Annotated in this window: 20 protein-coding genes and 1 tRNA gene; 15 read left to right on the top strand and 6 right to left on the bottom strand. The window is 30.0% G+C overall.

The features are described from left to right. Positions 1-5 precede the first annotated feature (5 nt). On the top strand, positions 6-614 hold the full coding sequence (locus tag AC9UFV_RS00725; protein WP_509571759.1) for a hypothetical protein: 609 nt from the start codon (positions 6-8) through the stop codon (positions 612-614). Positions 615-652: 38 nt separating this feature from the next. Here the strand turns inward: AC9UFV_RS00725 and AC9UFV_RS00730 are convergent, their stop codons facing one another. Genes AC9UFV_RS00730 through AC9UFV_RS00740 form a run of 3 tightly spaced genes read right to left on the bottom strand, consistent with a single transcriptional unit; the run spans position 653 to position 4702 of the window. Beyond that, a complete protein-coding gene (locus tag AC9UFV_RS00730) occupies positions 653-2095 on the bottom strand; it encodes a GDSL-type esterase/lipase family protein (RefSeq protein WP_509571761.1) in 1443 nt (480 codons plus the stop codon). Then, positions 2085-3464, bottom strand: coding sequence for a DHHW family protein (locus AC9UFV_RS00735; protein WP_509571763.1), 1380 nt, complete (start codon positions 3462-3464; stop codon positions 2085-2087). The genes AC9UFV_RS00730 and AC9UFV_RS00735 overlap by 11 nt, the downstream gene beginning before the upstream one ends. A gap of 2 nt (positions 3465-3466) precedes the next feature. Then, positions 3467-4702, bottom strand: a complete 1236-nt coding sequence (locus AC9UFV_RS00740) for an MBOAT family O-acyltransferase (RefSeq protein WP_509571765.1) — start codon at positions 4700-4702, stop codon at positions 3467-3469. Between the two features lie 402 nt (positions 4703-5104). Here AC9UFV_RS00740 and AC9UFV_RS00745 point away from each other — a divergent pair, with 402 nt between their 5' ends. The 4 genes from AC9UFV_RS00745 to AC9UFV_RS00760 all read left to right on the top strand — a co-directional run bounded on the left by AC9UFV_RS00745 (position 5105) and on the right by AC9UFV_RS00760 (position 9399). Further along, the gene (locus tag AC9UFV_RS00745) at positions 5105-5479 is read left to right on the top strand and encodes a hypothetical protein (protein ID WP_509571767.1); all 375 of its coding nucleotides are present in this window, start codon (positions 5105-5107) and stop codon (positions 5477-5479) included. Positions 5480-5715: 236 nt separating this feature from the next. Then, positions 5716-8217 (top strand): WG repeat-containing protein, encoded by a 2502-nt coding sequence (locus AC9UFV_RS00750; RefSeq protein WP_509571769.1) that lies wholly within the window; start codon positions 5716-5718, stop codon positions 8215-8217. Between the two features lie 119 nt (positions 8218-8336). After that, on the top strand, positions 8337-8984 hold the full coding sequence (locus tag AC9UFV_RS00755; protein WP_509571771.1) for a DNA methyltransferase: 648 nt from the start codon (positions 8337-8339) through the stop codon (positions 8982-8984). A 130-nt stretch (positions 8985-9114) separates the two neighbouring features. Beyond that, positions 9115-9399 carry a helix-turn-helix domain-containing protein gene (locus tag AC9UFV_RS00760; RefSeq protein ID WP_509571773.1) on the top strand — a complete coding sequence of 95 codons (285 nt, stop codon included), beginning with the start codon at positions 9115-9117 and terminating at the stop codon, positions 9397-9399. A 177-nt stretch (positions 9400-9576) separates the two neighbouring features. Here the strand turns inward: AC9UFV_RS00760 and AC9UFV_RS00765 are convergent. Then, positions 9577-9649 (bottom strand) — tRNA-Phe (locus AC9UFV_RS00765). A 97-nt stretch (positions 9650-9746) separates the two neighbouring features. On the opposite strand from AC9UFV_RS00765, the gene AC9UFV_RS00770 reads away from it, so the two are divergent. The 6 genes from AC9UFV_RS00770 to AC9UFV_RS00795 all read left to right on the top strand — a co-directional run bounded on the left by AC9UFV_RS00770 (position 9747) and on the right by AC9UFV_RS00795 (position 16033). Next, entirely contained in the window at positions 9747-10508 is a 762-nt protein-coding gene (locus AC9UFV_RS00770; RefSeq protein ID WP_509571775.1) for a type III pantothenate kinase, read from the top strand. Then, complete coding sequence (gene bamG / locus AC9UFV_RS00775) at positions 10501-11760, top strand: BamG family beta-barrel-assembly machinery protein (RefSeq protein ID WP_509571777.1); 1260 nt, start codon at positions 10501-10503, stop codon at positions 11758-11760. The genes AC9UFV_RS00770 and bamG overlap by 8 nt, the downstream gene beginning before the upstream one ends. Positions 11761-11804: 44 nt before the next feature. Then, complete coding sequence (gene lptC / locus AC9UFV_RS00780) at positions 11805-12359, top strand: LPS export ABC transporter periplasmic protein LptC (RefSeq protein ID WP_509571779.1); 555 nt, start codon at positions 11805-11807, stop codon at positions 12357-12359. A gap of 12 nt (positions 12360-12371) precedes the next feature. Then, positions 12372-12566: a hypothetical protein gene (locus AC9UFV_RS00785; protein ID WP_509571781.1), complete on the top strand. Its 195-nt coding sequence runs from the start codon at positions 12372-12374 to the stop codon at positions 12564-12566. Positions 12567-12569: 3 nt separating this feature from the next. Further along, entirely contained in the window at positions 12570-13829 is a 1260-nt protein-coding gene (locus AC9UFV_RS00790) for a hemolysin family protein (protein ID WP_509571783.1), read from the top strand. Between the two features lie 107 nt (positions 13830-13936). Next, positions 13937-16033 carry a peptidylprolyl isomerase gene (locus AC9UFV_RS00795; RefSeq protein ID WP_509571785.1) on the top strand — a complete coding sequence of 699 codons (2097 nt, stop codon included), beginning with the start codon at positions 13937-13939 and terminating at the stop codon, positions 16031-16033. Positions 16034-16099: 66 nt separating this feature from the next. Here AC9UFV_RS00795 and AC9UFV_RS00800 read toward each other — a convergent pair whose 3' ends face one another. Both AC9UFV_RS00800 and AC9UFV_RS00805 read right to left on the bottom strand, forming a co-directional pair. Continuing rightward, positions 16100-17011: a GYDIA family GHMP kinase gene (locus AC9UFV_RS00800; protein WP_509571787.1), complete on the bottom strand. Its 912-nt coding sequence runs from the start codon at positions 17009-17011 to the stop codon at positions 16100-16102. 26 nt (positions 17012-17037) lie between these two features. After that, on the bottom strand, positions 17038-18354 hold the full coding sequence (locus AC9UFV_RS00805) for a hydroxymethylglutaryl-CoA reductase, degradative (protein WP_509571789.1): 1317 nt from the start codon (positions 18352-18354) through the stop codon (positions 17038-17040). A gap of 144 nt (positions 18355-18498) precedes the next feature. Here AC9UFV_RS00805 and AC9UFV_RS00810 point away from each other — a divergent pair, with 144 nt between their 5' ends. The 4 genes from AC9UFV_RS00810 to AC9UFV_RS00825 all read left to right on the top strand — a co-directional run bounded on the left by AC9UFV_RS00810 (position 18499) and on the right by AC9UFV_RS00825 (position 25850). After that, entirely contained in the window at positions 18499-20670 is a 2172-nt protein-coding gene (locus AC9UFV_RS00810; RefSeq protein ID WP_509571791.1) for a S9 family peptidase, read from the top strand. Between the two features lie 63 nt (positions 20671-20733). Continuing rightward, on the top strand, positions 20734-22602 hold the full coding sequence (locus AC9UFV_RS00815) for a peptide MFS transporter (protein ID WP_509571793.1): 1869 nt from the start codon (positions 20734-20736) through the stop codon (positions 22600-22602). 74 nt (positions 22603-22676) lie between these two features. After that, positions 22677-24335, top strand: coding sequence for a peptide MFS transporter (locus AC9UFV_RS00820; RefSeq protein WP_509571795.1), 1659 nt, complete (start codon positions 22677-22679; stop codon positions 24333-24335). A 3-nt stretch (positions 24336-24338) separates the two neighbouring features. After that, on the top strand, positions 24339-25850 hold the full coding sequence (locus tag AC9UFV_RS00825; RefSeq protein WP_509571797.1) for a peptide MFS transporter: 1512 nt from the start codon (positions 24339-24341) through the stop codon (positions 25848-25850). The last annotated feature ends 38 nt before the right edge of the window (positions 25851-25888 follow it).

The following is a 25888-nucleotide window of genomic DNA, read 5'->3' on the forward strand; positions in this document are numbered from 1 at the left end:
TTTACATGAAATGGTTTTTCATTTTCTTTATTAATATAAGTACTTTTTCACAATCTAATCCCTGTTATTATTTTGAGCAACAATCGAAAGAAAAGTGGTTTGCAATCTCAAATAAAATTCAAACATTTGACAATCCATTTTATTTAACTAAAAAAGAATTATTAAGTATAGTTGCCCCTGAATATTTTACTTATTCAATTTCAATGAATGAACTAGAGGTAATTCTTGTAAAGTCTAATTTAGTAATCAATGATAGTAAACTCGATGTCTCTTTTGGTCCATTTCAAATGAAAATCAGTTTTATATTAAATACACTAAGTCGGGCTCCATTAAACATCATAAATGATCCAATATTATTAAATATAAAGAGTAACAGTAAAACTTTAACTTCTTCCCAAATTGATTATTTAAATAAAATGGAAACGCAATGGAAAGTATTGTGTCTTTTTGAATATTGTAATAAAAAGATCTATGAAAAATATTCATTAATTGGACTTTATACAGTATATAATAGAGGAGACATCAATAAAAAACAAACAATTTTTAATAAAATAAATTGTAAAAACAGCACATATGAGGATTGGTGTACTGAAATACTGCGATTCTTTTTGTAATTATAAATCAAATTCGATTTTGACTTCAGTAAATTAAACTATTTTTTATTAATAAATAAAATTTGATTTGGCTTAATTTTATTATTACGTAATTTATTTTGTTTTTTTAATGTTATTAAACTTACTTTAAATTTCTCTGCAATTTCTCCTAATGTATCTCCATTTTTTACTCTATAAGTAATTTTTTTGATACGTTTTTCCATAACCTTCTCAGGAATTTTTTCTGAAACAACTTTAGTTTCTGTATCAATAGTTTCGGTTTCAATTGGGTCCTCAAAATCTAATTCCGTAATTTCTGGATTTTCTAACATATAGGAATTGGATTTTCTCAAAGCTTCAAATAATAATGTCCCTTTTAATTCTGAACCTTTCCCATTTAAATGAATTCCATCATTCATTGTTAATTTATTGGCTTGCCAAATATCCATTGAATGGGCGCCACCAGAAACCAAATACCAATCCCAAAAACCACATTGGTTTTCAAAGGCTAACTTTTTCACCAATTTAGAAAACGGCTTACTAGCGGTTACATTTATTTTTTTATAATTCATATCTTGTGCAGAAGTAAGAATTATTGATGCCCTAGGGTTTGCTTTTTTTACTTTAGTAATAACTTGTTGAATTTCTGAAGTTAACTGTTCGGGAATTGTATTTGAATATAGAAAATCATTTGTTCCATAATCTATAATAATTAAATCTGGGTTTAAATAACCAGCTTGTTCTTCATATTTTTCCTCAAACAATACTGATTTATATTGACAAGCACCTACACCTGCGTTATGCCAAATTGCACCCGTATTTTCTATATTTGACAATGACATACCGTACAAAGTAAATTGATTTTGATTTTCATTAGTTTTCATTAATGAAAAATGAATTTTAGTAAATTTTGATGGCAATTGATATTTTAAAATATCTCCGTTATTGGATATTAATCGAGCAGGAATGGAGTCGGCTATAATATTTGGTTCGTAACTTTCTGTGACATTTGAATAAAAAACTGTTAAAACATTATTTTGTGCTGAAGGAGAATTGTTAAAAATAATTTCAAAAGTTGCTTTATCATCCACTGTTTTTGCTGACATTCCACGAACTCCTAATGGTATTTTTGGCGGAAGAATATAACTCTTACTATATTCCCATTCGCCTGTATGTGTTGATTTATAAAAACTAGCATTATAAGATTTTACAATTGAAAATGGTTGTATAAGTCCAATTCCTCCGTCACCTAATAATTGTTGAATTAATTGTCGGCACTTATTTGGTAAATTTTCATTTTGGAGATGACTATCCCCTAAATGCAAAACCGAAAGTCTTCTATTATTGTTCCAATTAACATTTAATGTGTTTAAAACCTTTGAATCTTTAAATTGAATAGTATTGTAATTGTCATTTAAAATTAACGGCTCTATTGTTTGCCCAAAAGCGAAACCGCAGAATATAAAAATACCAAACAAAAAAATAGATTTATTATTTTTCATCTTTTACAGCAGCTAGAGTATCCTTCTTTGTATTATTTGGTTCAGTTTTAGATGGAGTAATATTAAAATTAGAATATAAAAATTTGTTTTCTTGGTAGGTTGTATAAGATGAATTTATTACAAATACATTATGTGCAAAAATGATATTATTTATGCTGTATTTTTTCATAATATTCTTAATGTTTGATTTTAAATAGCGATAGTCTACAATATAAACATCTTCATAATGGGCACTAAGAAAAGGGGAAAATGCATTTCCATAAGAGTCTTTAATAATAAGTATTTTTTGCCCGTTTTTAATATCCGATTTTACATGCATTAATGGATAATCACCTCCTAAAAATACACCATAGGAATTTCCTCCTCTAGCAAATTCGGCAAATAATTTTGTTCTTTTTTCAGAAGTTAATTTTTCATCAAAATAGGTTGCTTTTGTAATATTTGGGATTTTAAAATACTCAACGTAATCTTTATTTTGTTTTAAATCTTCACTTCGAGTATAATAATATAAAGTTCCAATAAAATTATTTATTCTTTTAATTTCAAACTTATCAATAGATAATGGCTCAATCCCAGCAGTGTTACAAAAAGCCAAGTAGGCATAATAAGCACCTCGTCCTGTCCAATGATGGTCTGTATTAAATTGGATATATTCATCCTTATGTTTTTCTAATTCATCATATGCTTTTACACATTTAATATTAGGCTGCATAATGCTGTACAAGTAATTTATACTCGTTTTCTCTCTATCTTTTCTAAATGAACTAGGCAAATTAAAATCAGAACCAACAGGTATTGCCATGCAATATACATTAACATTTTGTCCAAATGCAACTTTATATTTTGAGACTAGATCAGCAAAATTGTTCAATTTTTTTTTAGATCCACTATAAATTTGTATCGCTCTATTTTTATATACAATTACCGAGTTTATATTATCGTAAGCCTCATTTAAAGTGTCTGCATCACTTAAGTCATTTTGGGATCCACTCCCTTTCTTATCCTTAGAATCATTAATTTTACTTGTACCCCCCTTGTTTATTGTTGTTTTTGGAGCTGCTTTTATTTTCGTAAAATACTGTATTTCTTCATTTTTAATCCCTTTAAATTGTTTTAATTCAGAAGCAAATTCAATGATATCATTTCTAAAAATAAAATTATCAGAATAATACAAATCGATATCTTCAAAATATTTTCCGGATAACAAACTCTCTTCAGTTAAAACGGGAAATTGTTTTAATGCTCGTTTTTCATCAACAGATATTTTTTCTTTTGGCAATACAAGAAAAAGTACTCCAACAGTAATCAAAATGAAAACAAATAGAAAGGAGTTTAATCTCGAATATAGATTTATAAAAAATGTTTTCATAATTAAAATCTGAAGTAAATAAATGGATTATACGAACTTCCAACTAATAATATTACCGAACAGGTTAATAAAAAAATATTTAGAACTATCGTAATTAAAGGCACAAAGTGCTTAATTACAGAAATTGAGTTTATGAATTTATAAAACCATGTATAAATTGGAACACACAGAATAATTGTAAATCCAAGCCAATAAATATTTTCAAAGAACATGTTTTCTACTTCTAAAGAATAAATCTCTTGGTTAGTGAAATTAAACAATAATTTCATGAAATAAATCAACTGATTAAAGTCTGTAAAGTAAAAAATTGCCCATCCTATTATTATAAAAAATAAGGCATAGATATGATTAAAAATCCTTGGTAATTTATTTAAAATTGTACTTAAAAATAATTTTTCAATTAATAATAAAATCCCAAAATACATTCCCCAAATAATAAAATTCCAACTAGCACCATGCCACAAACCTGTTAATGCCCAAACTATTAAAATATTCCTGAAGATATATTTTTTATTTCCACCAAGTGGAATATATACATAATCTTTAAAAAAAGTTCCTAATGATATGTGCCATCTTCTCCAAAAGTCGGTTATTGAAGTAGAAATATAAGGGTACTTAAAATTTTCATGATAATGAAATCCAAACATCCATCCCATTCCGATTGCCATATCTGAATAGCCCGAAAAATCAAAATAAATTTGGATGCTATATGTAATTATTCCAAGCCATGCTCCCAAAACGGTAATATTTGTTAAATCGCTTGTTAGGTAATGGGAACAAATTTCTCCAGCAATATTTGCTATACATACTTTTTTAAAAAGCCCGATACAAAATCTCGAAACACCATTATTAAAATCAATCCAACTAAATATTCGTTCGTTAATTTCTTGAGCTATATGAGAATATCTCACAATTGGACCCGCTACTAATTGATGATAAAGAGATACGAATAATAAAAAATTTAAAAACGACTTCTGTGCTTTTACCTCACCTCTGTAAACATCAATAGTATAGGATATAGTTTGAAATGAATAAAAAGAAATACCAATAGGCATTAAAAACCCTGGTTCTTTAAAGTTTAAATTTGTGATAGCATTTACATTTTGTACGATAAAATCAGAGTATTTGAATGTAATTAGAATCCCTAAATTAAAAATTAGAGTACTATAAAGCCCTAATTTAGCGATAGATTTTCCCTGATATTTTTGAATAAACAGACCGTTTAAATAATCAATCAAAGAGGAAAATAGTAGTAGTCCTATCCATATAGGCTCACCCCAAGCATAAAATATTAGTGAAAAAATAACTAAAATGATATTTTTAATTTTTCTATTTTTAATAGTAAAATAGAAAATTAAATTCAGTGGTAGAAATAAAAAAATAAAAAATAAACTCGAAAATACCATTTTAAATTATTAGTTGATTTAGTATTTTGAGCATTTAAATTTTGTCAAAATCCTATATTTTTTGGCAAAAATAGTACTTTTTATATTAAAGTGATTACTATTAATTTTGTTAATTTTTAATAGGTGTATTTTTTATTTTAATTTATTAATTTAAAATATATATAAGAAATAAAACATTTATTTTGGAAAATCAATAAAAACAAAAAACCCTAACTACTTTATAAGTGATTAGGGATGTTTTTTGTGGTACCTCTAGAACCCACATTGCTTTCTTTAAGTGGAGAATACGTGGTGGATAGAATAACCAAGCATTCGACCGAAAACTCCACTAACACCAATGAATTAATTTTTAACCCTTGTGACGAATATATAAATCCTGATGATATCTTTCCGATGGATAGCATTCAAGTAGGCTTTACAAGATGGCATTTGGATTACAGTGTTATTTCTTTTAAACCCTATCAAAATCAAAATGGACAAACCATTTGGCAAAGACAATACTACTATGATATTGTTAATCACAATTCCATATATGATTTAGGCTATTTAAAATTTCAAGTGAATGGTAGTGTTAGAGCTAATTTACCGCAGAAGTGCCGGTTTGCCTAATGTTTTGTGCTAAGAAAATGCTAAGAGCGTGCGGTAATCTAATTCTTGAATTAAAGTTTCAATTATTACGTTAAATTATTCATGTTGTACATTTAATAATTCTAAAAAATAATAATTAAGAAAATTACTATATTTGAGGAACTTTTTAATTATAAATTATGAAAATTAAATTTTACTTATATTCATTATTATTCCTTAGTATTTTTTCATATTCTCAACAGACCAAATATAAAAATGTGCTCGACTGCAAAGAATGTAAAGAAATTGTTGAATTATATTATCAAGCATACAAAGATGGAATTACTCTAAATTCAATTGATTTTTATCCAATGAAATCATTAGTTGTTCAATGTAATAAACAAAATTTTGAGAGCTGTGGAAATAAAATGAAAGAACAACTGAATTTGTTTATGGGTGCTCAGGGAGGTCCTATTTCTTATGGAGAAACATCAATTTGGAGACTACCCGGAAATGAAGATTTTTCTAGGTTTGAATTCGATAAATTAGAAGTGATTAATAATTTTAAAAGAAATATATCAGAAAATGTAATTAAAGATTGTAATGAATGTAAAGAGATTGTTTCAAATTTTTATAGTTTATTCAAAAATAGAACAACAATAAATGATAATGATTTTAAAATATTAAAAGAGAAGGTTGAAAATTGTTCATCACAAAAGTTTGATAAATGTGGAGGGGAAATGGAGAAACAATTGATAACTCTTCAAGGGGGTTCTGGCGGTCCTCTGCCTTATGGTGAACATTCAAAATATCTAATTAAGTCATTTTTAGGAAAAGTACTGAATTTAAACACGGAGTTTAAAGATTACAGAACTCTTAAAAATGGGGATGTAATATTCAAATATAAAGAATCATTTGGAGTTAAGGACAAAAATGGATTGGTATTTATTTCACCTAAATATAGCTTCATTAAATCAGTTTTATTTGATAATAAAAATTATTTCATCAATACAATTCAGTTCAAGGAGGCGCTATTTGATAATTCAGGGAAGATAATCATCCCTTTCAATTATAGTCAAATAATAGGTAATGCAGAAAATAATAATTTCTTGGTTTATGTTGCAAATCATAAGTTTGGAATTATTGATAGAAAATTTAATTTTTCGGAACCGGCATATGATTATATGTTTTTTAGAAACAGTTTTTGTTTTATTGTAAAAGATGAAAAGTATGGAGTTTTGGATGATATGGGAAATGTAGCATTAGAACCAAAATACAAATATACCCCTCGTACATCTTTAAATTTTGAATATTTTGAACCAAGAATATTGTCAAGCGAACTTGGAGGCGGTCCTAGTTTTTTTTATATCCCATCTGATAAATTAACAGTACTTGAAAACGTCAATAAATACGGATTAATAAATCGTCCGAAATATGAAGAAATAGCAACGCCAAAATACGAAACCATTGGTCACGAGATTATTACTGGGAATCGTTACCGAGGTGATAGATTTATTCTCGGCAAGATACCCGTAAAATTAAATGGTAAAATAGGCTATATTGATGAAGATGGCAAAATATTAATTGATTGTAAATACGATGAAATATTAGGGTTTGGGATAAAGGGTTATGGTAACGAAACTGTCTCAATTGTTAAAAATGGCGCGAAATATGGTTTGATTAATAATTCAACAGGCTTGGAAATAACGCCTTTAAAATACGACGATATTAATAATAGTTTTACATCTAGTGGAATAACTATTTGTACAATAAATAAAAAGAAAGGGATATTAAATAGCTCTGGCTATGAAGTCATTTCGCCGAGATTTGATGAAATAATAAATTTTGGTGCTAGCGAGAATTCAATCGTAATTGAAAATGGGTTAAAGGGATTGATTAATAATGAAGGTAGAATAATAGTAAATCCAAAATATCAAGAAATAGGGGATTTCATTAATGGGAATGCCTCTATTAAATATAATAATAAATGGGGTATTATAAATTCAAATGGTATTGAAATAATTGCTCCTATTTATGATTATCCAGTTAAATTTGAGGATGGTGTAGCAAATGTTAGTCTTGGGGGCAAATCCACTAAAATTGATATAAATGGTCAAAAGTTTATTAACAAATTCCAAAATTCTAAACTTTCAGACCTTACAATTGATAATAAAAATCTGGCTACTATTATAGAAAAAGTTTTAAATGAAACATATGTTGAAATCAGTACACGTAGTATGGTAACTTCAATGTTAACTGGTTCAAAAACTAATACACAAAAAAAAATAAATGAAAGTTTGCAGTCATCTAAAAATATTGTTGAGGAATGGTTAGGCGGACCAATGACTAAAACTCAGTTAGATGAATTTAATGCGATAAATAATAAAGCAATAGCAAGTGCTAATTTTTCAACATCTATGTTGAAAGTTTTATTAAATAATTCAGGTTCAAGCTCCTCTTCTTCCTCTTCAACCTCAACTTCCTCTTCAACTTCCTCTTCAACCTCATCTTCAACAGCATCAAATAATAGTGGTACAAATAATTCAAAACAATCTAAATCTCACACATATAAAGTTATAATATCCTGGGACAATCCTGTTTCTGCATCCTCATATCAAAAACCAACAGTTCAAAATGGTATTATTGAATATTACTATGAACGCGGCGGTTCTTACACAGTTAAACCAATTTGTCCTATCTGTTCAAAAAAACAGTACAGTACAATATTAGGAACTGCTCAGGGTAAAGATTCAAAAATAGTTACAATCAATTGTAATTAATTCGGTATTATTTTTTCTACATTTCTTAAATCAAATAAATTGCCGATGTATTCAATTTTAGATTTTTGAATAACAAAAATATTATTTGCAAACATTTTATTGAATTGATATTCATCGTTATGGTAAAGTTCCAATTCTTTAAAGTGTTGAAAAATGATGGGTCGTTGTTTGTTAATATAAATAATTGTGTAATCAATGTAGAATATCAAAGTGTTCCTGAGTTATTTTTAATTGAAATGAAAAAGAGAGGTTGGAAGTATGTGGACCAGTACTTGTGGTTAAAGTCGAATGTTCAATTCACTCAAGGGAAAAGAAGTGTTAGAAATTTTGAACCAATATTTCATTTTGTGAAGAGTGCGGATTATTTTTTCAATGACACATGGTTGTCGGAATTTATTGACGAAAATAATAGTGTATCTATGGGAACAAAAATGAAATATCCAAAATTAGTTTCAGGATTAGATTTTAGAGATAACATATTGACACACTCAGGTTCTAATACGTTAGAATTAAGACGTAAATGCCTAGCTGATGCAAATTTTTTGATGGAACACTCAGCGACCTATCCTCTTAGTTTGCCCTTAATTTTTGTTTTAGCAACATCAAAACCAGGGGATACAATATTAGATATGTTTAATGGTACCGCTTCAACGGGTGAAGTTTCGGTATTGACTGATAGAAAATATGTTGGATATGAATTAAATCCACAATTTGTAATGGCATCAGAGGTTAGATTATCTGAGTATGATTTAGGTGAAGTAGCGTAATACTCGATATAATTTGATAACAAAGTCAATAAACTGACTAAAAACCATATTGGGAGGACAAACCCATAAAGAATAAACAACCCGTTTCAACCAGTCGTAAAGGTTCATTTTAATTTTAAAATTTGAACTTATGAAAGAATCAACATATCGTGTATTAGAATTTACAAGAGAAGATTTAGAAAGATTAGTGAAAGAAGCTCTTTCATCGGAATTTCAAAAAATGATGGGAATGATTAATAATTTTGAGGGTAATAAAACTAAATCTGATTTAATGACAAGAGAAGAAGTTTCTAAATTGCTAAATGTCTCATTAGTAACCCTACATAATTGGGAAAAGAAAAAAGTACTTGTTTCAAGAAAAGTTGGAGGTCGTGTACTTTATCTAAGAGATGAAGTATACTCAAGGTTAAACTAATATATCTATCAAATCCTAAAAAACCCACTACTAAGTGGGTTTTTTTATGATATAAATTTTTAAATTACATTAAGATAAGTTAATATAAATTAACTTTTTTGAGTCCCCTTTCAAGTCCCCCTAAGAAACAAAAAATCCCTAACTACTTTATTTATAAGTGATTAGGGATATTTTTTGTGGTACCTCCAGGGATCGAACCAGGGACACACGGATTTTCAGTCCGTTGCTCTACCATCTGAGCTAAGGTACCTTGCTTAGCGGGGGCAAATATAGTGCGAATTTTAATTTATACAAAACAATTATTAAAAAAAATCAATTCGTACCTTTGCAACATCTAATATTAAATTATGCTTTTAGCAGTCGATATAGGAAATACCAGAATTAAAGTAGCTGTATTTGAGGGTAGTACCCTTTTAGATCAGTTCTATTTTAATATTTCGAATCTTCAAAATGAGCTGCATTTTATTTTAAATAAACATAAAAAAGCATCCGAATTGGTGGTTGCCTCCGTTGGAAACATCCAAAAAGAAGCCTTTTTGGAATTTGAAAGTCAAGTTAAAATTCATTTTATTTCATCTGATTTTCCTTTTCCTTTTACAAATACCTATTCTACAACCAATACCTTAGGAATTGATCGAATGGTTTTGGCGAGTGGTGCCGTTTTAAAATATCCAAATCAGAATCGTTTGGTAATTGACGCTGGGACTTGTATCACCTATGATTTCATTGATGATAGCGACAATTATCTTGGTGGTGCAATTTCACCGGGAATTCGCCTCAGATTTGAATCCTTGCATAATTATACCGCTAAATTGCCATTATTGACTTTAGAATCACTAAAAGTCCAAGATTCAGAATTAGAAAAAATACCATTTATAGGAAACTCAACTTTCGAATCGATAAATTCAGGGGTTATCAATGGCGTTATTAACGAAATTGAAGGTTTTATTTCTCAATATGAAGCCGTTTATCCTAAATTTATTATAATTTTAACTGGTGGAGACGCAGAATTTTTGGCTAAACGATTAAAAAATACCATATTTGCCAATTCAAATTTTCTATTAGAGAGTTTGAACCAAACATTTCAACACAAAATCAAAAATGATTAAAAAATTTATAGTACCCGTTTTTTTATTTTTTACTTTAATTTCATTTGCCCAACAGGGAACTTCCTCTCCATATTCATTTTATGGAATTGGAGATGTAAAATTTAAAGGAACTGCCGAAAATCGTGCAATGGGTGGTTTGACAATTTACTCTGATAGTATTCACTTGAATTTTCAAAACCCAGCCTCTTATTCAAATCTAAAATTAACTACTTTTTCTTTGGGTGGAACCTATTTAACTACCGATTTATCAACTAATAAACAAAGCGAAAAGGCTAGAAGAACAGCTGTAGATTATTTGGCTGTTGGACTCCCTTTAGGAAAATTTGGAGTTGGTTTTGGTTTGATGCCCTATTCTTCTGTAGGTTACAATATTCAATCAAATATAGCTGCAACAGCTACTAATCCCGAAGAAATTAAACAATACTCTGGAACAGGAGGGATAAATAAAGTCTTTTTTGGTGTTGGCTATGCCCTTACAAAAAAATTAAGTGTTGGAATAGATTACAGTTACAACTTTGGAAAAATTCAAACGTATTCATTCCGATTTATTGAAGGAATTCAATATGGAACAAGAGAGAAGAATCTATCAGACATTACAGGAGGAACCTTAACAGCAGGACTTAACTATACTACTCCAATCAATAAGAAATTGAATGGTTTTGCAAGTGTAACCTACTCGCCTGATTCAAAATTAAGTTCATTGAACTCTAGAAATATTGCTACAATTCAATATTCCTCTTCAGGAGCTGAAATCCTTGTTGAGCCATTAGATGTGGATGTTGCCAATACAAATTTGACAATACCTTCAAAATTAGCGGTTGGATTTGGTGTTGGTCAAAATAAAAAATGGATGCTTGGAACAGAAATTACTTTTCAAAAAAGTAGCAGTATGGGGAACAGATTTAATGATATTAATAATGTAAATTATGAAAACTCAACCCGATTTGCACTTGGGGGTTTTTACATTCCTAACTACAATTCCTTTTCAAAGTATTATGAAAAAATAATTTATAGAGGTGGTTTTAGATATGAAAATACCGGGTTGATAATAAACAATACTTCCGTTAAGGATTACGCCGTAACTGCAGGTATTGGATTGCCTCTTATTGGTGTCTTTTCAAATATTAATGTTGGTTTAGAGTATGGACAAAGAGGAACTACCTCGGCTAATTTAGTTCAGGAAAATTATACCAATATTTCAATTGGATTTTCACTTAACGACAAATGGTTTCAAAAAAGACGTTTCTATTAGAATAATAGTAGTCTGATTATTTCAGATTTAAATCGTCCTCAATTATGACTTTCAATAAATTCACAATCAGAAATTTTAGCCTTTTACTTCTAATAGTAACAGCACTATTTTCATGTGAAAGTAATTTTAAGGAAGTGCAAAAACAAAATTTCTCAGAATTTGCTCCTAGCGGCGAGGCAGACGATTTCAATATGAAATATACCGATTCAGGTAAAATAAAGTCAATATTGATTAGCCCTAAAATGTTAGATTATGCTTCTGTAACTTACCCGTTTACAGAATTTCCAAAAGGAATAAACGTAACTTTATTTGATATAAATAATAAAAGAACTTTTGTAACCTCCAATTATGCGGTTTCCTATAAAGTTCCAAATTTAATTGATTTGCAAGGCAATGTGAGAATCACCAATGAAATAGGACAAGTATTAGAAACTTCTCAATTGTATTTTGATCAAAAAAATGAATGGTTTTATACCGAAAAAAAGTTTAAATTTACAGACCCAAAGGGAATATCTTATGGCGAAGGAATTGATTTTAGTAAAGATTTTAAAATTGTAAATTCCCAAAGTATTACCGGAGAAATCGATCAGGCTAATTAATAATTATTTATCATGAAATATTTAAAATACACTCCTTACATTTATCTTTTTGCTTCTATATTTTTTATCTATAAAGCATTAGATGTATGGAACCCAAACACTCAAGAACACCTCCTTTTCTTTGGGATTGCGTCACTTTCTTTGCTAATGTTTTTCTTTAGAAGACATTATGCTAAAAAATTCGAAGCAAGAAAAAATTCAAAATAGTATATGGAAATCACAATTATCATTATCTGTTTGATATTATGTGCGTTTTTCTCTGGGATGGAAATTGCTTTCATTACCTCCAATAAAATATATCTTGAAATAGAAAAAAAACAAGATAATTTCTTGTCTTATATTCTAACTAAATTAACCGAAAAACCATCCCAATTTATTGCTACAATGCTCATTGGATTCAATGTTGCAATAGTAGTATACAGTTTTTTTATGGGCGATTTATTAATGAAATGGTTTGAAACATTGGGAATTGAATTTTCTAGTTTGGTTAATTTATTATTGCAAACAGTACTTTCTACTTTAATTGTATTGTTCACTTCTGAATTTTTACCAAAAGTATTTTTCCAGATTTATGCGAATAGTTTTGTAAAGTTTTTCGCAATTCCTGCCTATATTTTTTATCTCCTTTTTTATGTTGTTTCCACTTTTATAATGTGGATATCGGATACTATTTTGAAACGTTTTTTTAAAACTGAAGGTGATTTTGTGCCCTTATTCTTCAGCAAAGTAGAACTTGGAAATTATATTTCAGAGCAAATGAATCATTTTGAAGACCATGAAAATGTAGATTCTGAAATTCAAATTTTCCAAAACGCACTAGAATTTTCCGGGGTAAAAGCTAGAGATATCATGACTCCAAGAACAGAAATTGCCGGAGTTGATGTACTTGATTCTGTTGATGATTTAAAGAATATGTTTATCAAAACTGGCTATTCAAAAATCATGGTTTACCAAAATTCTTTGGATGATTGCATTGGATATGTTCACTCATTTGAACTATTTAAAAAGCCAAAAACAATAAAATCAATTTTGATTCGCGTAGAATATGTTCCCGAAACAATTTTCATAAAAGAGGCTTTAGATTTACTTATCAAGAAACGAAAAAGTGTAGCAGTTGTTTTAGATGAATATGGTGGAACAGCAGGAATTATGACTATTGAAGATATAGTTGAAGAACTTTTTGGTGAAATAGAAGACGAACACGATTCTGAAGAAATAAGAATTGAGCAAGAAATTGAAGAAGGTGTTTTTCTGTTCTCAGCAAGATTGGATGTTGAATATCTTAATCAAACCTACAAACTCAATATTCCCGAAAGCGATTCTTATGGAACTTTAGGTGGATTTATTGTAGATTATACCAAAGGTATTCCACAAAAAGGAAATAAAATTAGCATTGGAAACTATAATTTTGTTGTTGAAGAAGCTTCAAATAATAAAATTGAATTAGTTAAAATGTCTATAATTGACTAATATTAAAAAAAATAAGGTATTTTATTGCAAAATATAACTATACAACTATTATTATTAAATAGATAATTGTATTTTCGCAGACAGAATTTTAAATAATAAAATAAAAAATGGCAGTTTTACAAAAAATCAGACAACGTTCACTTCTTTTAATACTAGTAATTGGGTTTTGTTTATTAGCATTTATAATTGGTGATCTTTTTAATAGTGGAAATCTTTCAACTACTTCTAATGATGTGGGAAGTGTTAATGGCAAAGCAATTTCATTTGAAGATTTCAGAATCAAAGTAAGTAATGTAGAAAAAAGCGGACAAGGTATTACTGCAACTCAAGCTGCAAATCAAGTTTGGGATCAAGAGGTTTCAATTTCATTATTAACTGCAGAATTTGATAAACTTGGAATTAGAGTGGGTGAAAACCATATAATGGAGATATTTAAAGCAGATCAAAACATTGGTCAAAATCCAACTTTCCTTAATGCTGCTGGAAAATTTGACATTGCAAAATTTAAAGAATTCTTTAAAGCAAACCCTGATCAAGCTCAAAACTTAAAAGACAGAGAAAAAGATGCTGCCCTAAATGCAAAGTTCCAAATCTATAATTCTTTAATCAAAGCAGGGGTTTATACAACTGATAGTGAGGGAAAATTTAAATACGGAATGGAATCCAATAAAGTAAACTTTGATTATGTTTCTGTTTTATTCTCAACAGTTAAAGATAGTGATATTAAAATTTCTGATGAGGAAATTACAAACTACATGAAAACAAACGAGAAAAAATACAAAGCGGAAGAATCTCGTGAAATTCAATACGTTTTAATTGAAGATAAAGCTTCTCCAGAAGACGAAAATGAAGTTAAAACTGCTGTAAACGCATTACTTTCTTCAAGAATTGTTTATAATCAAGCAACTGGAAAAAACGATACATTACCAGGATTTAAAGGTGCTAAAGATGTAATTGATTTTGTAAATGCAAATTCTGATAAACCTTATGATTCAACTTACATAGCTAAAAAAGATTTGCCAGCGCAATTTGCTGAGCAATTATTTAACTTGGCACCTGGTGAAGTTTTCGGACCTTACATGAATAGTAATTATGTATGTCTATCAAAAAATTTAGGTAGAAAAGCGGGAGCAAATGCTAAAGCTTCTCATATCTTAATTAGTTATGAAGGAACTCAAGTAGCTAACAAAAAAGAAAAACGTACTAAAGAACAAGCTAAAGCAAAAGCGGAACTTTTATTATCTCAAGTTCAAGCTAATCCAACTAGTTTTATGATGGTTGCATTAATGAATTCTGATGATTCTTCTTCTCAGCAAGGTGGAGATTTAGGTTATTTTGCTCCAGGTCAAATGGTTAAGCCGTTCAATGATTTCGTGTTTTCTAATCCAGTTGGAAAAATTGGATTGGTAGAAACTGATTTCGGTTACCATATTATTAATGTTACCGATAAACAAGATGCTGTTCGTTTAGCTACAATTGCTCAAAAAATTGAACCTTCTGAAGCGACATCTTCTATAACTTTCACTAAAGCAGGAAAATTTGAAATGGATGCAACTGAAGGTGATTTTGATAAAGTAGCTAAAGCTGCCAAAATTCAAGCAAATCCTACTATTAAAGTAAAAGTAATGGACGAAAGTTTTGGCACACTAGGAAACCAAAGACAAATTGTTCGTTGGGCATTTGAAGGCGAAACTAAAATTGGCGATGTAAAAAGTTTTGAAATAACTAATGTTGGATATGTAATTGCAAAAGTGAAAGCGGTTTTTGAAGCTGGTTTAACTCCAGTTGTAGATGCTAGACCAATGATTGAGCCAATCTTGAAAAACAAGAAAAAAGCAGAGATAATTAAGGCTAAAATGAAAGGTGCTACTTTAGAAGCTATTGCTGCGGCAAATAAAACTCAAGTAAAACCGGCTGTTGATATAACTCTTGAAAATCCTACTTTACCAGGCGTTGGTCAAGAAGCCAAAGTAGTTGGAACTGCTTTCGCATTAAAAGGAGATAAAATTTCTGCACCTATTGATGGAAACTTAGGAGTTTATGTAGTTAAAACTAAAACGGTATTCACTGCACCAGCTTTAAAAAGCTACTCTGATTATGTTGCAAAATTAAAATCTCAAAATGCATCAACTTCATCTAGAATTATTCCAGCTTTGAAAGTGGATGCTAAAATTGAAGACAACAGATCACAGTTCAACTACTAGAAATAGATTAACATAAAAAAAACCCGTCAATTTATTGATGGGTTTTTTTGTATAAAAAAGTCTTGTTTATAAAATCATATCTTTATAGGGCACAATTGTTTTGTAACCTTTGCTTTCAAAATAGTCAGTTGGGTTTTCCTTTGAAACTGCCATTACAAAATCGCCGCCCCAAGCGCCCAAACTTTTTATTGTTCCATCAAAATCAGGAAATGAATTATCCTTTACCGTAGGAAGTTCAAGAATTTCACTCATTACTTTTTCGTGTTTGAATAGCAATTCAGAAAATTCTTCCAATGAATTAGAATTTAATACTGCTAAAATAATTTCGTTTATTATCGGAAAATCAATATCCAAATTCTTCTTGCTTTTATAATAATTCTCAATCGCGGTTTTGCTACTTTGCTTCTTATTTAAGTAAACAAAATAAATGTTTTTCGAAAATTTAGGATTGAAATTTACTTTTTCAACTATTGGCAAACCATTTTTTAATTGGTATAAAATAGGAGTATTATTTTGCGCACAGGCAATGTCATATCCACTTCCTCCAAAACTATTTTTAAGTAACTTAAATGCATCAATTTCTATCCATTGAGCAATATTATTAATTAATGTCGATGAAGTTCCTAAACCCCATAATTTTGGAAATGTAAGCGCCGTAGAAATGGAATAACCTAATGAAGATTTTAAAAAGTCAGATTTTAACAAATAAGCTTCGTATAAAATGTTAATTAACGTATCTCTTTGCGATAATTTATTGGAAGCTTTGAAATTTATGATTTCATTAAAAGAAATAGTTTCTTCAAACCAAATACTATTATCGTTATCAAAACTTGTCCAATGAATTTGACCTAATTTACCCGATGAAACTTTTAAATATTGCCCATATTTTGTTGGCAATGCCAAACTTTTTGCTCCGTCAAGAACTAAATATTCGCCTGTAATTAATAGTTTCCCGTTACTGTAAAAAGTTTTTTCCATTTAATTATTGCAAGGTACCAAGCAATCTATTTTCTTAATTTTTCAATAAAATCAACTGCTGCCGAGTGAGAAACTACGGTGTCTTTAAAGTGATTTTTTATTAAAACGCGTTCTTCATCAGTTACCTGAAATTGATTTAATATATTGTTGAGGTGCATTTTCATATGCCCTTCCTGAATTCCTGTTGTTGTTAAAGAACGTAAAGCAGCAAAATTTTGTGCTAACCCTGCTACGGCAACAACTTCCATAAGTTCCTTCGCTGTAGGTTTTTCAAGCATTTCAAGTGATAATTTTACCATTGGATGAAGTGATGTCAATCCGCCGACAGTTCCTAAAGCCAATGGAATTTCTATCCAAAAACTGAAAATTTCATCTTCAATTTTAGCGTGTGACAAACTCGAGTAACTACCATTTCTTGAAGCATAAGCATGAATGCCAGCTTCAACGGCTCGAAAATCATTTCCCGTTGCTAAAATAACAGCATCAACTCCGTTCATGATTCCTTTATTATGAGTGACCGCTCTGAAAGGTTCTACCTCGGCAATTTGAACTGCTTGAACAAATTTTTCAGCGAAAACTTCTGGGTTCTCAATGTTTGAATCTGATAATTCAGCTACTTTACATGAAACTTCAGCGCGAACAATACAATTAGGAACATAATTCGATAAAATACTCATTACAACTTCAACATTTTTCTCACTTTCGGAAAAATTTGAGTAAGAATTCGCTTCTTCTTTTAGTGTTTTTGCAAATTGTTCTAAACAAGAGTTAATAAAATTGGCTCCCATTGAATCTTTAGTTTCAAATGTAGCGTGTAACTGAAAATAATTAGGGATTAGATTGGTTTTATTTCGAAGTTCAATGGATAAAATTCCACCGCCTCGTTTTTGCATGTTTTTGGTTACACTCTCAGTAGATTCATAAAATTTATTTTGAATTTCCTTAAAGAATTTTTCCAATTTTACAACATCGCCTTTATATATAAAATGTACTTGGCCAATTTTTTCAGTATTTAAAACGCACGCTTTGAACCCGCCACGAGTTGACCAATATTTCGCCGATTTTGATGCTGCAGCAACAACCGAACTTTCCTCAATTACCATCGGAATAGTTTTGTATTTTCCATTGATAAGAAAATTGGGAGCAACGCCTAATGGCAAATAAAAATTGGTGATTGTATTTTCAATGAATTCATCATGCAATTGTTGGATTTTTGAATCTGAATTCCAATATTTTTTTATTATAGAAATAGCTTCATTCGAATTAGAAAAATAGGTATTTGCAATCCAATTTATCTTCTCTTCTTTTGACAATTTTGAAAATCCAGCAATGGCATTATTCATTTGTATAAATTATTAATTCATGCAAATATACATTTTCGTGAATTCTAATAAAATAACTTCCCTATGAAATTACATTTTACGAAAAAAAAGGTGGTGATTTCAGAAATTTTCACTAAAATTGAATGATTTTTAAAAATACTAATTATGAAATTTATTTACAAATTATCTCTATTATTTCTATTTGCCTCTTTTTCAGTTGTAGCTCAACAAAAAATAACAATTGAGTCTATTTATTCAGGTGCTTTTAGAGCAAAAGGGATGGATGATTTACAAGCTTTAAAAAATACAAATCAATATACCGTTTTAAATTTTGATCGAACTTCAAGAAGTTTTCAAATTGACTTATACGATTTTGCAACTCTAAAAAAAGTGGCAACTTTAATTGATACTAAAGACCATAAATCGCTAGAAGGAATTGATAGTTATACCTTTAGTTCTGATGAAAAATCGATCTTAATTGCTAATAATTCAGATCAGATTTTTCGTCGTTCTTTTGTAGCCAACTATTATTTATATGAAATTGCTTCAAAAAAATTAACTCCATTATTTGACTTTAAAATTCAGGAACCTACTTTTTCTCCAGATGGAACCAAAATTGCTTTTGCAAAAGAAAATAACTTGTATGTCTATGACATTGCTTCTAAATCTACTGAGCAAATTTCAACAGACGGAGTTAGAAATTCTATAATTAATGGTATTACGGATTGGGTTTACGAAGAAGAATTTGCATTTGTAAAAGCATTCGATTGGAGTGGTGACAGCAAAAAAATCGCTTACATTAAATTTGACGAAAGTCAAGTGCCAGAATTTTCAATGTCAATGTTCTATAAAGATCTTTATCCGTCGGTTCAAACATTTAAATATCCAAAAGCCGGTGAAAAAAATTCTGAGGTTTCCCTTCATATTTATGATGTTGCTTCTGCAAATACCAAAAATATAGACTTAAAAAATTATTCTGATTTTTATATTGCAAGAATGAAATGGACAAATGACAGCAATGTTCTTTGTGCTCAAATATTAAATCGTCATCAAGATAATTTAGATTTACTTTTTGTAGATGGAACTTCTGGAACTACAAAAGTGGTGTTGAATGAAAAGGACAAAGCGTATGTTGATGTAACGGACAACTTAACATTTTTAAAAGACAAAAGTTTCATTTGGACTAGTGAAAAAGACGGTTTCAATCATATTTATGTTTATGATAAAAATGGGAAATTAAGAAATCAAGTTACAAAAGGAAATTGGGAAGTGACGAATTACTATGGTTTTGACGAAAAAAACCAAACTATTTTTTATCAATCAGTTGAAAATGGTTCTATTAACAGAGACGTTTACAGAATTGGATTAAATGGAAAAAACAAAGTTAGATTGTCATCCAAAACAGGGACAAATAATGCCACTTTTAGTCCGAATTTTCAATATTTCATCACTACTTTTTCAAGCGCAACTCAGCCAACTACCTTTACTTTAAATGATGCTAAAAACGGAAAAGAAATTCAAGTAATTGAAAATAACGAAGCTTTAGCAAATAAAATAAAATCCTATAACCTACCTTCCAAAGAGTTTTTTGTTTTAAAAACAGAAAAAGGAAATGAATTGAATGCATGGATTTTGAAACCTAAAGATTTTGATCCTACAAAAAAATACCCAGTATTTATGTACCAATATTCAGGCCCAGGATCGCAACAAGTGAATAACGATTGGAACTCAACTGACGATTATTGGTTCATGATGTTAACACAACAAGGTTACATTGTGGCTTGTGTTGACGGACGTGGAACAGGATTTAAAGGTGCCGATTTCAAAAAAGTAACCCAAAAAGAATTAGGAAAATACGAAGTAGAAGACCAAATTGATGCTGCCAAAGTAATTGGGAATTATCCATTTGTAGACAAAACAAGAATCGGAATTTTTGGATGGTCGTTTGGTGGTTTTATGGCTTCCAACTGTATTATGAAAGGGAACGATGTATTTAAAATGGCAATTGCAGTTGCTCCAGTTACCAATTGGAGATTTTACGATAGCATTTATACAGAAAGATACATGCAAACTCCAGCGGAAAATGCAAGTGGATACGATGAAAATTCACCTATTAACCATGTAGATAAATTGAAAGGGAAATTTCTTTTAATTCACGGTTCTGGTGATGATAATGTTCATGTTCAGAATTCAATGCAAATGATGGAAGCTTTAATTCAAGCCAATAAACAATTTGATTCACAAATTTATCCGGATAACAATCACGGAATTTACGGCGGTAAAACAAGAATTCAGTTGTACAATAAAATGACGAATTTTATTTATAACAATTTATAGTAGTATATTTAACCTTTAATATTCAATAAAATTAATTAATCTAAATTAACAAATATCAAAAAAATGAGTGAAACAGCAGTAAAATCGTCACATCCAAAAGGACTTTGGGTATTATTTGGAACTGAAATGTGGGAGAGGTTCAATTTTTACGGAATGAGAGCCATCTTAACCTTGTTTATGATTAATGCGCTAATGATGAAAGAGGCCGATGCTTCAATTATTTATGGTGGATTTTTAGGACTTTGTTATTTAACCCCAATGTTAGGTGGATTTATTTCTGATCGTTTTTTTGGAAATAGAAATTGTATTTTACTAGGCGGATTGATGATGGCAATTGGACAATTTCTATTGTTCTTTAGTGCAAGTATTTTTGGTTCCAATTTATCTTTGGCCAATACTCTAATGTGGTCTGCGCTTGGAATTATAATTTTTGGTAATGGTTTTTTTAAACCAAATATTTCATCAATGGTTGGTAGTTTATATCCAAAACAAGAAAAAACAAAACTTGATACGGCTTTTACTATTTTCTATATGGGAATTAACCTTGGTGCATTTTTAGGACAATTAATCTGCCCAATTGTTGGTGATGTTAAAGATTCTGGTGGAATTAGAGATATTCATGCTTTCAAATGGGGGTTTTTAGCAGCGGCAATCGCAATGTTAATTGGAACTGCTGTTTTTTATTTTTTGAAAAACAAATATGTAGTTACTCCTGAAGGAAAACCATTAGGGGGATTACCTTCTAAAAATGATGCTTCAGATTATGAAGAAGGGGAATCCCAAAAAGCAGTTTTTTCTCAAAAAGCATTAATTGGTGCAGTAATAGGATTTTTGGCATTAGGAGTTATTTTCCACTATTTAATTGGTCAGAACTGGATTTATACCGTTATTTATTCAAGTGGTATAACCTTGGCAGGATTAATTATTTCCGATAGTTCATTAACTAAAATTGAAAGAGATAGAATTTTTGTTATTTACATAGTAGCATTCTTTGTTATATTTTTCTGGGCTGCTTTCGAACAAGCCGGATCATCATTGACATTTATTGCAGATAATCAAACAGATAGAAATTTCTTCGGATGGAATATGCCTCCATCAATGGTTCAGATTTTTAATGGTGCATTTGTATTTATTTTTGCATTCCCATTTAGTGTTTTATGGGATTATTTGAGAAGTAAAGGTAAAGAACCAATTTCCCCTGTTAAACAATCTATTGGATTAGCATTAATTGCCGTAAGTTATTTTATTATTGCACATAATGTAAAAGATCTTGGAAATACCGGACTTCTAGGTATTCAATGGTTAATTTTATTATATCTTATTCAAACTTTTGCTGAGTTATGTTTGTCACCAATAGGATTATCTTTGGTGGGAAAATTGTCTCCAAAAAGATTTGCTTCACTTTTATTTGGAGTTTTCTTTTTGTCAAATGCAGCCGGTTATGCACTAGCAGGAACTTTAGGCTCAATTTTGCCTCCAACGGGAGATAAATATATTGCAGCAGAAAAAGCAAATATTGATTTGAAAGCTATTTTAGATGGTGAAAAAGTAGCTGACGGCGCTGAGTTGTTTGCTTTAGCTAAAATGAATTTTGCTAAAGTTAATGATGAAGCTGCTAAAGAAAATAAGCTTGATATTGAGAAAAAAATCAAAAATATTGCTCAAATAAAAAGCGATAAAGAATTAGCTGAAAAAAACAATAAACCATTTGTAAATAATTTTAAAGCAACTGATACAACGTTTACAACTCAAGAATTAGATATTATAAAGAGTAAAAAAGTTATTGTTGCCGAGTACCCTAGTTTCGCTGGGTTTACTATTAAAACATTATTTGATTTCTTTATGGTATTTGTTGTACTTTGTGGTATAGCAGCTGTTATTCTATTCGCATTAACACCAGTATTGAAAAAAATGATGCACGGAGTTCGTTAATCATTATTAAATTTTTTTATATCTTTCAAACCTACAAGAAAACCTTGTAGGTTTGTTTTTTTAAATTAAAAATTATGTGGAAAAGTCATCCTAAAGCACTGCCTTATTTATTTTTATCTGAAATGTGGGAACGTTTTGGTTATTATTTAATGATCGGAATTTTTACTCTTTATCTTAAAGATGTTGAAGCTGGTTTCGCTATGACAGAGAAAGAGGCTTCCGATTTGTATGGAACTTTTATTGCGTTGGTGTTTTTAACTCCGTTTATTGGAGGTTTAGTTGCCGACAGATATCTTGGGTATAAAAAATCAATCGTAATAGGTGGAATAATGATGGGGGCAGGTTATTTTATGATGGGAATTCATAGTTTGACCATGTTATATGTTGCAATGACATTAGTAATTGTTGGAAATGGTTTTTTTAAACCGAATATCTCTACTTTACTCGGTAATTTCTACAATGAAGATCGTTTCAAAGAAAAGAAAGATGAAGGGTACAACATTTTTTATATGGGAATAAATGTTGGCGCTTTCATTTGTAACTTTTTTGGCGCTGCTTTACAAATTTTACTTGGTTGGCAATATGCTTTTATGGCAGCAGGTTTAGGAATGTTTATTGGCGTTATCGTTTTTCTTCTTGGAACAAAACATTATGGTGATAAAACCGAGAAAAAAGGGATTCAAGAAGGCGATATGCCATTTTCTAAAATTGTACTATACATTTTAGTTCCATCAGTGGTATTTGGTATTATTGGCTGGCTAATTAAGGGAGTACAATCAGATATTAATCTTGATAGTGCCATTTTTGGTTCTGATAGTACTGATGCTTTTATTTTTGCGTGTCTCCCAATAGTTTACTTTTATGGGAGTCTTTATTTTAAAGCAAAGCCAGAAGAGAAAAGACCAATCGGAGCTTTGCTTTCTATTTTTGCTGTGGTGATTTTATTTTGGGCTGTTTTCAAATTAAATGGGTCTGCATTAAACACTTGGGCAGACAGATATACCGATAGACAAGTTACAGGAACTACAGAAAAAGTATTTTCTACTTTAGTTCAATCAAAAGAAATAACTTACGAAAAAGCTTCAACAGAATTATACGATGATAAGTTTCGACTTCAAAAAGAAGATGGAGAGGTAATAAAAGTTAATGATTACCCTATTTATTTTAGAAATACGAAAAAAGAGACTTTACCTAAAGAAGGAAGTACAATAAGCGTCTGGGTTACTAGTTTAAGCCAATCAATAAATCCAGGATGGGTAATTATTTTGACGCCTTTGGTAGTTGCTTTTTTTACCTTTTTGAGAAGTAGAAAGAAGGAGCCTTCAACGCCAACAAAAATTGCATTTGGTTTATTAATTTCAGCATTATCTGTATTAGTAATGGTGGCTGCAGTTCACATTGGGAATAACGGTATGGAAAAAGTATCGGTTTGGTGGTTGGTTGCAAATTATGGAATCATAACTATTGGGGAATTATTTCTAAGCCCAATGGGATTGTCAATTGTTTCAAAATTATCGCCAAAAAATATCACTGCATTGATGATGGGTGGATGGTTTTTGGCAACCTCCATCGGAAATAAATTATCTGGTGTTTTAGCCAGCATGTGGGATACTTATGACGACAAAGCCAATTTCTTTTGGGTAAATTTCGGTTTATTAATGTTTGCTACTCTACTAATGTTTGCTTTAGTGAAAAACTTAAATAAAGTAATGAAAGACCACGGAATCAATTAAACTATGGAAAAAGAGATTACATTAGAACAAATTCAGAACTTTAAAGGGAAATATCCAAAACAACTTTGGTATTTATTTTTTAGTGAAATGTGGGAACGATTTTGTTTCTATGGAATGAGAGGAATGTTGGTCATATTTATGGTTGGACATTTAGGGATGAATGAGGAAGTGGCAAATTTACAATATGGCGCAACTCAAGCATGGGTTTATGCATTTACATTTATCGGTGGTCTATTTGCTGATAAAATTCTTGGATTGCGAAAATCTCTTTTTTGGGGTGGGATATTAATGATAATTGGAAGTATAATTTTAGCCATAGATCCTGTAAAATTCTTTTTTGTTGGAATAGGTTTTACAATTGTAGGAACAGGTTTTTTCAAACCAAATATTTCTTCAATGGTTGGTCAATTATACAAAGAGGGTGATAATAGAACTGATGCTGGTTTTTCATTCTTTTATATGGGAGTAAATCTTGGTGCTCTAATTGGAGGTTACATTTGTATAGCAGTTGCTGAAGGGTCTTTATGGCAAAATTTAGTTCCAGAAAACTTACGATGGAATGTAGGTTTTGGGTTTGCTGCTCTTGTAATGATAATCAGTTTATTAACTTTTACGCAAACACAAAAAAGTTTGGGTCCAATAGGATTATCTCCACTTGGGCATATTGAAACATCAAAAAGAAAGACATTCGAATTAGCTACTTTTATTGGCTCATTATTGATTCTTCCAATTATAATTTTGATGGTTGAAAACACCGAATACACAAAATGGTTTATGATTTTTATAGGCCCCGCTTCATTAATTTACTTATTTATTGAAATGAGAAATTTCAGCTTTTCAGAAAATAAGAAGTTATTTGCAGCTATCATTTTTATGTTGTTTTCAATTGTGTTTTGGGCTTTCTTTGAACAAAGTGGCGGTTCGCTTAGTTTGTTTGCTGCCAATAATTTAAATAATACAATTGCTGGTTTCACCTTAAGTCCAAACGGAGTAAATAATTCTGCAAATTCCTTTTTTGTTATCGGTTTTGCAGCATTAGTCGGATTAGCATGGCTTTGGATGAGTAAAAGAAAAATCGAACCAAATACCGTAATCAAATTTGGTTTGGCATTTTTATTCTTAGCTGGCGGTTTTTGGGTGTTTTATTATACTAAATTCTTAGCTGGAGCTGATGGAAGAACCTCTCTTGGGTTATTTACTTTTGGATGGTTTGTAATCACTTTTGGAGAATTGTGTTTATCACCAATTGGGATGTCAGCGATGACAAAACTTTCACCACAAAAAACTCAAGCTGTAATTATGGGAATGTGGTTTTTAGCGAGTGCCTATGGTCAATATTTTGCAGGTATTTTAGGTGCCAATATTGCTAATGCTTCCGAAAGCGCATCAAACATAGATAAATTAAATATATATGCAGTTGGTTATCAACAACTAGCGATTTACGCATTAATAGCAGGAGTAATTTTAATTGTAATTTCACCTTTTATAAAAAAATTAATGCAAGAAGTCAAATAAATTTCCGATATTTCGGCGATAATTAAAGATTCTAAATT

This window comes from Flavobacterium sp. (assembly GCF_044349645.1).
Lineage (GTDB): Bacteria > Bacteroidota > Bacteroidia > Flavobacteriales > Flavobacteriaceae > Flavobacterium.